A 12,454-nucleotide genomic window follows, 5' to 3' on the forward strand; every position below is an offset into this window, starting at 1 on the left:
GGCGGCGTCGCAGGGTCTGGTGGTCGGGTTCGGTGCCGTCCTGGTCGATGAACCCCAACAGGGTGTCGGCGACCTGCGTGAACTGATCCGGACGCAACTCGATCGCGTGGCCGACGAGGTCGCGTTCGTAGTCGTCGCGGCGCGCGGCTGACACCCAGACCGGCAGCTTCTTGATGAAGTCCTGGATGACCCGCACATGCGCGGCCCCGATGTCGCCGCGGGCGACCGCGTCGGCGGTGTGACTCAACTCGGTCTGCACGCGTTCGCCGTGAATGGTGTAGCGGGGGCCGAGTTGGGTGGCGTCGGTGATCCGGTTGCGGGCGTCGGTGGGAGTGATGCGCAGGTGGTTGGCCAACACTTCCCGGATGGAGGTGGCGCCCAAAGCGTGGGGGTCGGCGCCGATCAGGCGCGCGGTCAGGGCGTGGTCGACGGCGAGGTCGCGGCGGTGGCCGCGTTCGCGCATCTCGATGACCGTGAGTAGCTCGGCGACGGTGAGAACTTCCAGCGGCAGGGCGGCCAGGGCGTCGCGGGCGGCTTCGAACTCCGCGAACGCCGCGAGAACCGCTGCCCCATCCATGACTCGAACACTAGTTCGAAGGTCCGACAAAACCGGCCTCAGCGGCGAGCGTGCGCAAAGTGCTGTGACATCTGCGGCGTGTCTTGTGCAAACACGCACGCTCGCGGGGAGAGGCGGGGAGGGGCAGGGATGTTCACGGCTCGTTCAGGTTCGGGTCGCCACATCGCCGCGCTACGCACACGCGCGGCGGGTTCCATCGGGGTATGCGCGTGGTGCAGGTCGCCAACTTCTACGGCCCACGCTCGGGTGGCTTGCGCACCGCGGTGGACCGTCTCGGCGCCGAGTACTGCGCGGCCGGACACGAGGTCTACGTCGTCGTGCCCGGACATCGCGCCGAGCAGCAGCGACTGCCCAGCGGCGTCGTCCGGATCACGTTGCCGGCCCGCCTGATTCCGTTCACCGGCGGATACCGTGCCGTCCTGCCCGGTCCGGTCACCGCGCTGCTCCGAGACCTGAAGCCGGACGCCGTCGAAGTGTCCGACCGTCTGACCTTGCGCTCACTCGGGGGGTGGGGCCGACGCCACGGTGCGGCGACGGTGATGATCTCCCACGAACGGCTCGACCGGCTCGTCGGCCAGGTACTACCGGGCCGCCTCGCCCGTGCGGTCGCCGACATCGCCAACCGACGCACCGCAGGCAATTACGACACCGTGGTCTGCACGACGGCCTTCGCGCGGACCGAATTCGACCGGATCGACGCCACCAACGTCGTCACCGTTCCGCTCGGGGTCGACCTCGACCAGTTCCACCCGCGCCGGCGGTCAGACCGGGTGCGGCGTCGTTGGGCGGCGGCAGATCAGACACTGCTCGTGCACTGTGGCCGGCTGTCGGTCGAGAAACATGCCCACCGCAGCATCGACGCCGTTGCGGCGCTGAGGCATTCGGGAGTCGACGCGCGACTGGTCGTGGTGGGGGAGGGCCCGCTGCGGCAGCGCCTCGAACGCCAGGCCGCCGGTCTTCCCGTCGACTTCACGGGTTTCATCGGCTGCCGCGACACGGTCGCGGCAATCCTCGCGTCCGCCGACGTGGCGCTCGCGCCGGGGCCCCACGAGACGTTCGGCCTCGCCGCGCTCGAGGCGTTGGCGTGCGGCACACCCGCCGTCGTGTCCCGCACCTCGGCGCTCGCCGAGATCCTCACCGCGGACAGCGGAGCGTCGGCCGACAACGATCCGGAAGCGATCGCGCACGCCGTCAGCACGGTAATCCGGAAACCGGAATCGTTGCGCCGCAGCGATGCCCGCCGACGGGCCGAACAGTTCACCTGGCCACGCGCCGCGGAGGGCATGCTCGACGCACTCCGAGCGGGTCAGCGCAGCGGGGCGCCCCCGACCGTTTAGCCCACGGCGCGGGCGGGCAACCCGTAATCAGCGGGACAGTCAATACCCTGACGTGCCCGACCGACCGAAGGAGCCGATGTGGCTACCAGCACGATCGTCTGGATCGTCGTCGCAGTGGTCGTGGCGCTGCTGATCATCGCCGCACTCGCGATGATGGCGCGCAAACGCCGCAACCAGCAACGCCATCTCGAAGCACAGCGCATCCGGCAGGAAGTTCAGGAACACCACCAGCACGTCGAGAAGCGCGATCTGGTGGCCCAGCAGACCGAGGCCAAGGCGAAGGCCGCCGAGGCCGAAGCGGAAGCCAAGGCCGCCGAGGCCGCCCGGCTGCGCGGTGTCGCCTCCACCCACCGCGACGCCGTGGACTCCTCGCGCCAGGAGCTCGACGAGCGCCGCAAGCTCGCCGACAAGCTGGATCCGCACACGCCGAAGGCCGAGGACATGCAGCCCGACGCCGGCGGCGGGAAGCACGACCACCTGCGCGGTGACCGCCACGACACGCCCGTGCAAGGGAATCCCGTGCAGGGCACTCCGCAGCAGGGTGTCCCTCACGCAGCGCCCCAGGGCGATCTGCACGGGGACGTCCCCGGCGGTCGTACCGGCTTCGGGCAGAACCGCGACGCCCAGCACCCGAGCTTCAACGCGGGCAACGGTCGTACGACCGATCCGCGCACCCGATGACGGACGCTGACAGCACGGCCGGTTCCGCACCGGCCGTGCTGTTCGACATCGACGGCACACTGGTCGATTCGAACTACCTGCACGTCCATGCCTGGCACCGGTCGTTCGCCGAAGAGGGGCTGAACGTCGAGTCCTGGCGGGTGCATCGCTGTATCGGCATGGACGGTTCGACGCTGTTGGACAACCTGGTTCCCGACGCCGATGACGACACACGAAAGCGGCTGAAGGACAGCCATTCTCACTACTATCTCGACGCCAAGGGGCTGCTACGCCTGCTTCCTGGCGCACGCGAACTGCTCGGGCGGATCCACGAGCTCGGGCTACAGGTGGTGCTGGCCACCTCGGCGCCCGAGGACGAGCTCGAGGTGCTCCGCGAGGTGCTCGACAGCGACGACGTCTACTCCGCGATGACCTCCGGTGGGGACGTCGACACCGCCAAACCCCAGCCCGACATCGTCAACATCGCGCTCGAACGCGCCGGTGTGGACGCCGGACGCGCGGTGTTCGTCGGTGACGCCGTGTGGGACATCGAGGCCTGCGAACGTGCGGGGTTGACCTCGATCGGCGTGCTCAGCGGTGGGGTGTCCCGCGGTGAGCTCACCGAGGCGGGTGCACGCGCGGTCTTCGAGAATGCCGAAGACCTGCGCGCGCACCTCGACGAGAGCCCGGTGGCCGACTTACTGAGCGGTGTCGGTCCGGGCGATCAGGGCAACGCGTAACGCAGTACCGCGGCGATGCCGTCGTCCGGGGAGATGCGCTCGTCGGTGCGGACCAGGGCCGCCCCGGTTCGTATCGCCGCCAGCGGAAGTGCCTCGTCGGCCCGCAGCGTCCGGGCCGGCGCGGCGCCCAGCTGCGACAGGACGTTCTCGTTCGGCGCGACCGTCAGGAGGTCGTCGCCGGCGACGACGGTCGCATCGCCGACGTCGCCGATGATGAGCGTTTCGACGGCGCCCGCCCGCAGCGCGGCGCAGACCCCGTGCAAGCCCTGGGCCGCCAGGCCGGAACCCTGACCGGTCGCCTGCGAGAACTGTTCGGCCGCATGCTCGATCGCCGTGAGCCGGCGTTTGAGGAACTCCTGGTCGATGGCGTGCTTCAGGTCGGTGTCGGCGAACCCGCTGTGCCGGGCGCCGATGTCGAGTTCGACCACCCGCTCGGCCACTCGCTCGTCCAGCGTGGGCGCGAGGTCGGATCGGGACTGCACTTCGCCGACGACGAAGATCACCTCGGGGGAGACCTCGTCGACCAGTGTCGCCAATCGATCCGCCACGGCCCGCAGGTTCTTGCGCCCGGCCTCCGTGCTGCGCCGCTGCGGATCCCCGTAACCGGGTGTCTCGGCGCTGTCGGCCTTGTGGATCGGGTAACCGCCACCGTCCACGGTGTCCTGTTCGACCGCCCGGTCACGGTGCACCGTGATGTCGGCGCCGGCATGATCGACCGCGGCCACCACGTAGGTCGAGTGCTGATCGCCGTGCTCCACCACCGGCACCAGGTAGGGCAGTGACGAAACTCGGACGACCGGCGTGTCGATCGGCCGGATCAGGTGTTCGTTCAGCAGTACACCGTCCGCTCCGGCGACCAGACCGCGCCCGCTGCGGCCGACGGCGGGCGACGCGTCGAGCACGGCGTGTTGCAGGGCCTCGACGGTTCCGGCCGGCGCGTCCTGCCGCTCGAGTTCATCGCGGATCGCCCGCCACCTGAGCTCCCGCTGGGCAGCGGCATCCTCGGTGTCGTGCGAGTCGTCGAAGTACACCGATGCGTACGGGCCTTTCGACTCCGCCAGCGTTCGGAAGCGTTCGGATTGCATGGTCCTCCGTCCTGATGGGGTGCGACAGACATTGAGTGCCCGCACACCCGGCGGACAAACGGCTCATCCCGGCGACAGCTGACCGACGAGGGAGTCACCGAGCCAGCGCGCATACCGCTCCGGCGACCACCCGCGCTGGCGCACCAGGACATCGAACGGATGCGGATCGGTGGCGAGGAAGATCAGGTCGACCGCCTCCTGGTACGCCTTGCGGCCGGTGAGCGCGCCCAGCGACCGCAGGCGGCGCGCGACCGTCCGGGCGTCGGCCAGGCGTTGTTCGCGGGCGGCCTCCAGCAGCATCTGCGCCTCTGGTTCGACGCCCGCGGCCACCTCGAGTGTGCGGAACAGGTCCGCGACCCGACCGTTGATCCCCGTCATCACCGCTGCACAGCCGCGGAGCAGGTCGGCCGGGTCCTCGGCGGCGAGCACGCGCCGCATCTCGTCGCGATCTGCGACGGCCACGTCGGCGTCGTCACCGGCCACCGCCCACTCCATCGCGAGGCGGAGGAGATCGGTCTTGCCGCCCACCGACGCGAAGACCGTCTTGCGGCTGACGTCCGCGGCGTCGGCGATCGCGTCGATGGTCGTGGCGCCGAAGCCGTTCGCGACGAAGAGCCGCGCGGCGGCGGCGACGACTCTGCGCCGGGTTTCCTGCGCCTGTGCGGCGCGAAGACCCGATCGGTACGGCCTCTTGACATCTTCGGTCATCTCACGACACTCTCGATATATTCATTACACCATAAGTTACCTCAATGGAGGACCGCATGCACGTCGTCGTCGTCGGAGCGGGCCCGGTGGGCCTGTTCTGCGCCATCGCGCTGGCCCGCCGCGGTCACACCGTCGCAGTGGTCGACCGCGACCCCGGCCCGCCGCCCGCCGGCCGGTGGCGGCGCAGGGGAGTGATGCAGTTCGATCACGCCCACACCTTCCGGGCGCCGGTCGTCGATGAGTTGCGCGCCGAGATGCCCGACGTCGTCGACGCGTTGACCGTCGCGGGTGCGGGCATCGCGACGGACCGGACGGGCGAGGTGAGCGCGTTGCTCTGTCGCCGGTCGACCCTCGAGCGGGTGTTGCACCGCATCGCCGTGCTGCAGATCGGGCTCACCCGTCACGTCGCGACAGTGGACCGGCCCCACCACGCGAACGGCCGGGTCGCCGGCGTCGTCATCGGTGAGCGCGTGCTGGGCGCCGATCTCGTCGTCGACGCCTCCGGCCGGGCCGCCCGGTACCTGCGGGGTCTGCGCCCCGACGCGGTGGGCGGTGACTGCGGCGCGGTGTACGCGACGCGGCAGTACCGGCTGCACGACGGCGCAGCGGCCGGACCCGTCAACTCACCGATCGGCCTGTCGCTGAGCATGTCCGGCTACGCCGCCATCGCGTTCCTGCACGACGGCGGCACGTTCTCGGTGACCCTCACCCACGACGGCGGCGACGCTCGGCTGCGCCGTCTGCGGGAGGATCCGGTGTTCGAGGCGGCCGTCGGCGCCATCCCGCAGCTGGCCGACTGGATCGACCCCGGGCGGTCCCGGCCGCTGGCGCCGGTGCTGCCCGGCGGCCGGTTGTACAACAGCTACCGCTCCCAGGTCGGCCCGGATGGCGCTCCCCACCTCCCCGGGCTGATCTCGGTCGGCGACGCGGTGTGCACCACGACGCCGCTTGCCGGCCGCGGCGTGACGCTCGGCCTGGCACAGTCCCGGGCGCTGCTGGACATCCTCGACACCGAACCCGACATCGTCACTGCCACAGGGCTCTTCGATGACTGGTGCGAGCGCAACGTGCGGCCGTGGTTCAACGACCACCGCCGCGTCGACGGTGACCGGGTGCGTCGCTGGGCCGGTGGCGCGGTGGACCTGACCCGCCCGTTGCCGTCGGACCTGATCGTCGCCGCGGCCGATGCGGACCCGGCTCTGCGCACGCTGGTGGAGCCCTACGTGACGATGGCCGCGCTGCCCGCCAGCCTGGCGCCGGCAGCGCCGCGGGCGCGGGAGATCTTCGCCGGCGGTTGGCGTCCGGCGGTGCCGCCGGGGCCCACCCGCTCCGGCCTCGCCGACCTCTGCGGCGACCATCCGGCCGCGATCACCGGGGCGGTGTCCACGTCACCGGCAGCCGTTTGATCCCGTGGATGAACGCCGACTGCAGTCGGCTGGGCTCCTCCGAGGCGGCGATGTCGGGGATCTGCCGGTGCAGTTCCTCGAACGCCACCGTGATCTCGCGACGGGCGAGGTTCGCGCCGAGACAGAAGTGTGCTCCACCACCGCCGAACCCGACGTGCGGGTTGGGGTGACGGCGCACGTCGAACGTCCAGGGATCGTCGAACTTGTCCTCGTCCCGGTTGGCCGAGCCATACCACAGCGAGATCTTGTCGCCCGCAGCCAGTTTCACCCCGCCGAGCTCCGCGTCACGGGTCAGCGTGCGCCGCATGTAGCTCACCGGCGACGCCCACCGGACGATCTCCTCGACCGCCGTCGGCGCCACCCGGTCGTAGTCGTCGAACCAGATCCGCCGTTGTTCGGGGTAGCGGCTCAGCGCGAGCAGCCCGTGGCTGATCGCGTTGCGCGTGGTCTCGTTGCCCGCGACGACGAGCAGGATGAAGAACGACGCGACCTCGGCGGAGGTCAGCCGCTGCCCGTCGACTTCGGCCTCGACGAGGCTGGTGGTCAGATCGTCACCGGGATGGGCGCGGCGGTCGTCGGCCAGTTGACTCGCGTACGCGCCGATCTCCATTGCCACACCGACGAATTCGTCGAAGTCGGTGGTCAGGTCGGGATCGCCGAAGCCGAGGATGACGTTGGTCCAGTGGAAGACGCGCTGGTGGTCCTCCTCGGGGATGCCCATCATGTCGCAGATGATCTGCAGCGGCAGGGGGCCGGCGAAGTCGTTGACGAGTTCGCCCGTGCCGTCCGGGCTGGCGGCCACCATCTCGGAGACCAGGCGACGGGCCCGCTCGCGAACCGAATCCTCGACGCGGGCGAGCACCCGCGGGGTGAAGGCGCTGCGGACGATGTTGCGCAGCCTGCTGTGCCGGGGGTCGTCCATCGCGATCATCGACCCGAAGTACTCGTTGAGTTCGGGCGTCTGGTCGCCGATCGTGATGCCCGAGGCGGAACTGAAGATCTCCGAGTGCCTGCTGGCGTAGAACACGTCGTCGTACCGGGTCACCGCCCAGTGGCCGCGACCCGCTTCCATCCCCTCCGCGACGAACTCGGGAAAGTGGGTGATCGGGGCCTCCCGCCGCAGGGTGGCGAACGCACCGTCGCGGATGTCGTCGTCGAGCGCCCAGAACTCCCAGGTCCCCAGATCGATGTCGGACAGCGCCACGTGGGGTGGAACCGCGCCGTTCTCCCGAGCCGCAATGCCCACGGCGTCGAGCCTAGCCTTCCGGACGGCCCTCGTGTCCGGGTCGGCCCTTGCTGCGCCGGTCCTCCTTCATCCGCGCCTCGAACACGTGCCGGTGACCCTGCTGCAGTTCGTCACGAACCCGTCGCTCATGGTCACGGAACACCGACCAGTAGTTGTCGTCGAAGTCCTCGACGATCTGGAAGGTCCACCGCCCGTACAGCACATTGCGTCCGACCAGCTCGCCGGCCAACCGGTCGGCGACCTCGTCGTGTCCGGCGTCGCGCAGCTTGTCGCACGCCTCGCCGAGCAACAGGTCCGCCCGCCCCATCAACTGGTGGAAGCTGTACAGGTGACCCCGGGCGCGTTCGACCCATTCGAGTGCCTCCGACACCGAGCCCACCGCCTCCACCGTGTCGTCGGAGATGTCGTCGGGTAGCTGACGGTCGTAGTCGGCCGGCTTGTCCGCAGGTTCGTTCACCGGACCCAGATACCCACCCCGACCGGGTGAAAACGTGATAGCACCGGACGGTGCGCAACCCTCACGCCGGACACCCCTTCACCGATTCGGACGAACACATCGCCGAGGCGCTGCTCGAGGTCAGTGTCCCGACCCTGATGATGTCGCTGGTCCACATGTCCGGCGACCCGGGGCTGATCCGCGGTGCGCTGCGGCCGGCGGGATCGTTCCTCAACGAGGTGCAGGGATTCATGTCCGAGGAGGACAAGGCGGCGGTACGCGCGCTCGCGCTGCCGATCATCGCCGACTACCGGGACCGTGGATGTCCCGAACCGGAACCGATCGGACCGGACCTCCTGCACGAGATGATGCAGTGGCTGGTGTGCGAACAGGTGCCCGCCGAGTACGTGCCGATGCTGCTCGAGGAGATGGAACTCGACGGCGGCGACGACCGGGCGGTGCCGCCACCCACCGATCCGGCCCGCGCCGACTTCCCCGTGCTGGTGATCGGCTGCGGTGAATCCGGCCTGCTGGCCGGGATCCGCCTCAAGGAGGCCGGCATTCCGTTCACGATCGTCGAGCGCAACGCCGGGGTGGGCGGCACCTGGTGGCAGAACACATATCCGGGTGCGCGGGTGGATGTCGGTAACCACTTCTACTGCTACAGCTTCGAACCCTCCGACGGGTGGACCCACTTCTTCGCCGAGCAGCCCGAACTGCAGGCGTACTTCCAGGGCGTGTTCGACCGCCACGGACTGGCACCACATGCGCGGTTCGGCACCGAGGTCACCGAGCTGGTGTGGGACGAGGACACCGCCACGTGGACCGCCCACACGCTCGACCGGGCGGGCGCTGTGACCAGCATGCGGGCGCGCGCGGTGATCAGCGCCGTGGGCCAGCTCAACCGTCCGCACATCCCGGAGATCGACGGCAGCCGCGACTTCACCGGACCGGCGTTCCACTCCGCCGAATGGGACCATTCGGTGGACCTGCGCGGACGCGACGTCGCGATGATCGGGGCGGGGGCCAGCGGCTTCCAGATCGCCCCGGCCATCGCCCCGGATGTCGGCCGCCTCACCGTGTTTCAGCGCACAGCGCAGTGGATGTTCCCCAATCCCCACTACCACGCGTCGGTCGGTGACGGGGTGCGCTGGGCGCTGCGGCATCTGCCGTTCTACGGCCGCTGGTACCGCTTCCTGCTGTTCTGGCCGGGCTGCGACAAGGGCTTGGAGGCGGCCAGGGTCGATCCGAACTACCCCGACCCGCAGCGCGCGGTCAGCGAGGTCAACGACCTGGCGCGGATGATGTTCACCGAGTGGATCACCAGCCAGGTCGGCGACGACACCGACCTGCTGGCCAAAGTGCTGCCCGACTATCCGGCGACGGGCAAACGCACGTTGCAGGACAACGGAAGCTGGTTGCGCGCGCTGACCCGCGACAACGTCGAACTCGTCCGCACCGGCATCGCCCGGGTCGAAGCCGACGCCGTCGTCACCGACGACGGGACACGCCATCGCGCCGACGTCCTGATCTACGCCACCGGATTTCACGCGAACCGGATGCTGTGGCCGATGCGCGTCGTCGGGCGCGATGCGGCGGTGCTCGGCGAGGTGTGGGGGGAACGACCGTCGGCCTATCTGGGTATCACGGTGCCGCGGTTCCCCAACTTCTTCTGCATGTACGGACCCGGTACCAACCTCGCCCACGGCGGCAGTCTGATCTTCCACTCTGAATGCCAGATGCGTTACATCGCACAGTGTCTGGAGATCCTGATCGACGGTGGGTACCGGTGGATGCAGCCCAGGCAGGAGTGCGCGCAGGACTGGCTCAGGCGCAGCCAGGAAGAGATCGGCAAGCTGGTGTGGTCGCAGCCGTCGGTCGAGCACTCGTTCTACAAGAACTCCCACGGGGAGATCTACACGCTCAGCCCCTGGCGGCTCGTCGACTACTGGAACTGGACCCGCAGCCCACAGATGCGCGACTTCGAATTCGGCTAGCCCTGCGGGGTCTCCACCACAGCGCGGATGCGTTCCAACGTCTTGCGCATGTCGCGGATGTTGCGACGTCGGCGCAACTGGCCCCCTGCGATCGCGAAGACCCGCATCAACGCGGAGTCGTCGAGCCGGAACGACTCGGTGACCTCGGTGCCGCCGTCGACGGGGGTGAAGCGGTAGTGCCAGTTGTTGACCGCCCGATCACCCACCAGTACCTCGAAGCCGAACTCGCGGCCGGGCTCGCAGGCGGTGACCCGGCAGGTCGTCCAATACACCGGACCGATCTCGTTACGCCGGACGTGGCCGCGGAATCTCGCCCCCACCGCGGGTCCGGTCGCGCCGTCGAGCCATTCGGCCTCCATCACCTCCGGGGAGAACCGTCCGGTGTTGCGCACGTCGGCGACCAGATCCCAGACCTCGTTCGCCGGAGCCTTCATCGTCACACTGACCGAACCGTTCATGCGGGCAGCCTGCCAGACATCCACCCGCCACTGCCGTCGGATCGGCGATCAGGTTGACTCGGCAGGTGTGAAGGTCCGGTTCGGAGTCGGCATCGGCGCGGAGACACCCGCCGCCGGGCTGGCCGCCATCGTCGACCGCCTCGAGAACAGCGGGGTCGACTCCCTGTGGTTCTCCGAACTGGTCTACACCGAGGCGATCGACCCCTTCGTCGGGATGGCGTACGCGCTCGGCCGCACCTCACGTCTCAAGGTCGGCACCTCCGTCGCGATCCTGCCTGGGCGCCACCCCGTGCTGGTCGCCAAACAACTGGCGTCGCTGGCCGCCGTCGCGCCGAAGCGGGTGCTGCCCGTGTTCGGTCTGCAGTCGGCGATCCCCGCCGAACGGGCGGTCTTCGCGGTGCCCGCCGGCAGGCGTGGCGAGGTGTTCGACGAATCGCTCGAACTGCTGCGGGCGGTGCTCGCCGAACCGCAGGTGGACTTCGACGGCGAGTTCTTCCCCGCGCACGACATCGCGCTCGCCCCGCGTCCGCAACCACCCCTGGACGTCTGGCTCGGCGGGTCGGCTCCCGCGGCGCTGCGCCGGATCGGCCGGTACGGCGACGGCTGGCTCGGCAGCTTCCTCACCCCGGAGGAGGCCGGGTACGGCCGCGAGCAGATCGAGCGCGCCGCGCAGGAGGCGGGCAGACACATCGAGGCCGACCATTTCGGCATCTCGCTGGCGGTGGCCGACGGCGCACTCGGCCCCGAGATGGTCGACGCGGTCCGCAGGCGGCGACCGGACGTCGATCCCGCGGCACTCATCGCCCCGGACTGGGAGGCGCTGCACCGCCAACTCGACGCCTACCTGGACGCCGGTCTGACCAAGTTCGTCATCCGCCCGGCCGGGCCGACACCGATGCACGCCTTCATCGACAGATTCGTCGCCGAACTGCTCCCGCGGGAGAACTGAGGGGCGACGGAGCGTCCCACCTACGACGTCTCCGCGGGATCGTCCTCGCCTTCGGCCTGATCGGGCTGCGGCTGAACGGAACTCTGCTTCATCTCGGGGTCGGCGTCCGGGTCCTGGCCGGAGTCGGCGGGATCGGTGCTCATGCCTGCGACGTACCCGGCGCGCACCGCCCGAAACGCCGGCGGTCAGCGCTCGGTCAGCCGCGGCAGCGCCCGGACGATCTGGCCGCGCACGAACTCCGGGCTGAGCGCCTTCAACCGGTCGAGCCAACGGATGCTGTCCGGCACATACCAGTGCAACCGGCTCGGATGGCGGTAGGCCGCCCACGCCGCATCGGCGACACTGGCGGCCGGCATCAGCCGGAACGGACCCCGCTTCGGTGCCGACGCGGTGACGTCGGGGCTAGCGGCATCGGCCGGCCGCGCACCCGCGGAGTGGTTGGGTGTCTCGCGCAGGATGGCCGTGTCGATCAGGCCGGGCAGCACGTCGGCCACCCGCACCCCGTGCCGCCGCCACTCCACGCTGAGCGCCTCGGTGAGGCCCTTGACCGCGTGTTTGGTCGCCGAGTACACCGCGATCTGCGGCATCCCGTAGGTCGCCGAGGACGACGACGTCGAGAACATCAGGCTGCCCGGCGCCCGCTTGAGGTACGGCAGCGCCGCGTAGGCCCCGGTCAGCACCGCCTTGAAGTTGACGTCGACCACCCGCATGGCCGACTCGTAGGGCACGTCCTCGAACCAGCCGGACTCGCCGATACCGGCGTTGTTCCACATCATGTCCAGGCCGCCGGCGCCGCAGAAGTCGGCGAGGGCGGCCTCGAGCTGCGCCTTGTCCGTCACGTCCACCTGGCGGGTC

Annotated in this window: 14 protein-coding genes; 6 read left to right on the forward strand and 8 right to left on the reverse strand. The window is 69.8% G+C overall.

The features are described from left to right. The coding region (locus AU196_RS17410) for a DUF222 domain-containing protein (RefSeq protein ID WP_157546432.1) at nt 1-577 on the reverse strand (577 nt) is incomplete at its 3' end. A gap of 203 nt (nt 578-780) precedes the next feature. Between AU196_RS17410 and AU196_RS17415 the strand changes: the two genes are divergently transcribed. The 3 genes from AU196_RS17415 to AU196_RS17425 all read left to right on the forward strand — a co-directional run bounded on the left by AU196_RS17415 (nt 781) and on the right by AU196_RS17425 (nt 3,314). Beyond that, complete coding sequence (locus AU196_RS17415; protein ID WP_059096339.1) at nt 781-1,914, forward strand: glycosyltransferase; 1,134 nt, start codon at nt 781-783, stop codon at nt 1,912-1,914. 78 nt (nt 1,915-1,992) lie between these two features. After that, nucleotides 1,993-2,595 carry a hypothetical protein gene (locus tag AU196_RS26150; RefSeq protein ID WP_231737625.1) on the forward strand — a complete coding sequence of 201 codons (603 nt, stop codon included), beginning with the start codon at nt 1,993-1,995 and terminating at the stop codon, nt 2,593-2,595. Continuing rightward, nucleotides 2,592-3,314, forward strand: a complete 723-nt coding sequence (locus AU196_RS17425; protein WP_059096340.1) for an HAD family hydrolase — start codon at nt 2,592-2,594, stop codon at nt 3,312-3,314. Before AU196_RS26150 ends, AU196_RS17425 begins: the two co-directional genes overlap by 4 nt. Here the strand turns inward: AU196_RS17425 and AU196_RS17430 are convergent. Both AU196_RS17430 and AU196_RS17435 read right to left on the reverse strand, forming a co-directional pair. Then, nucleotides 3,299-4,399 carry an Rv2629 family ribosome hibernation factor gene (locus tag AU196_RS17430; protein WP_059096341.1) on the reverse strand — a complete coding sequence of 367 codons (1,101 nt, stop codon included), beginning with the start codon at nt 4,397-4,399 and terminating at the stop codon, nt 3,299-3,301. The genes AU196_RS17425 and AU196_RS17430 overlap by 16 nt on opposite strands. 63 nt (nt 4,400-4,462) lie before the next feature. After that, entirely contained in the window at nt 4,463-5,107 is a 645-nt protein-coding gene (locus AU196_RS17435; protein WP_059096342.1) for a TetR/AcrR family transcriptional regulator, read from the reverse strand. Between the two features lie 44 nt (nt 5,108-5,151). Between AU196_RS17435 and AU196_RS17440 the strand changes: the two genes are divergently transcribed. Beyond that, entirely contained in the window at nt 5,152-6,513 is a 1,362-nt protein-coding gene (locus AU196_RS17440) for an FAD-dependent oxidoreductase (protein ID WP_231737626.1), read from the forward strand. Here AU196_RS17440 and AU196_RS17445 read toward each other — a convergent pair. Continuing rightward, entirely contained in the window at nt 6,476-7,759 is a 1,284-nt protein-coding gene (locus tag AU196_RS17445) for a cytochrome P450 (protein ID WP_059096343.1), read from the reverse strand. The two genes, AU196_RS17440 and AU196_RS17445, sit on opposite strands and share 38 nt — an antisense overlap. Nucleotides 7,760-7,769: 10 nt before the next feature. Then, the gene (locus AU196_RS17450; protein ID WP_059096344.1) at nt 7,770-8,216 is read right to left on the reverse strand and encodes a hypothetical protein; all 447 of its coding nucleotides are present in this window, start codon (nt 8,214-8,216) and stop codon (nt 7,770-7,772) included. 50 nt (nt 8,217-8,266) lie between these two features. Here AU196_RS17450 and AU196_RS17455 point away from each other — a divergent pair, with 50 nt between their 5' ends. Beyond that, entirely contained in the window at nt 8,267-10,192 is a 1,926-nt protein-coding gene (locus AU196_RS17455) for a flavin-containing monooxygenase (RefSeq protein ID WP_059096345.1), read from the forward strand. On the opposite strand, the gene AU196_RS17460 is transcribed toward AU196_RS17455, so the two are convergent. Beyond that, entirely contained in the window at nt 10,189-10,650 is a 462-nt protein-coding gene (locus tag AU196_RS17460) for an SRPBCC family protein (protein ID WP_059096348.1), read from the reverse strand. The two genes, AU196_RS17455 and AU196_RS17460, sit on opposite strands and share 4 nt — an antisense overlap. A gap of 67 nt (nt 10,651-10,717) precedes the next feature. Here AU196_RS17460 and AU196_RS17465 point away from each other — a divergent pair, with 67 nt between their 5' ends. Continuing rightward, the gene (locus tag AU196_RS17465) at nt 10,718-11,599 is read left to right on the forward strand and encodes a TIGR03854 family LLM class F420-dependent oxidoreductase (protein WP_059096346.1); all 882 of its coding nucleotides are present in this window, start codon (nt 10,718-10,720) and stop codon (nt 11,597-11,599) included. Nucleotides 11,600-11,619: 20 nt separating this feature from the next. On the opposite strand, the gene AU196_RS26285 is transcribed toward AU196_RS17465, so the two are convergent. Next, the gene (locus AU196_RS26285; RefSeq protein ID WP_286141234.1) at nt 11,620-11,742 is read right to left on the reverse strand and encodes a hypothetical protein; all 123 of its coding nucleotides are present in this window, start codon (nt 11,740-11,742) and stop codon (nt 11,620-11,622) included. A 42-nt stretch (nt 11,743-11,784) separates the two neighbouring features. Further along, nucleotides 11,785-12,454: SDR family oxidoreductase (locus tag AU196_RS17470; RefSeq protein ID WP_059096349.1), on the reverse strand; the 670-nt coding region annotated here is incomplete at its 5' end.

The sequence above is a fragment of the Mycobacterium sp. IS-1742 genome, assembly GCF_001500125.1.
GTDB lineage: Bacteria > Actinomycetota > Actinomycetes > Mycobacteriales > Mycobacteriaceae > Mycobacterium.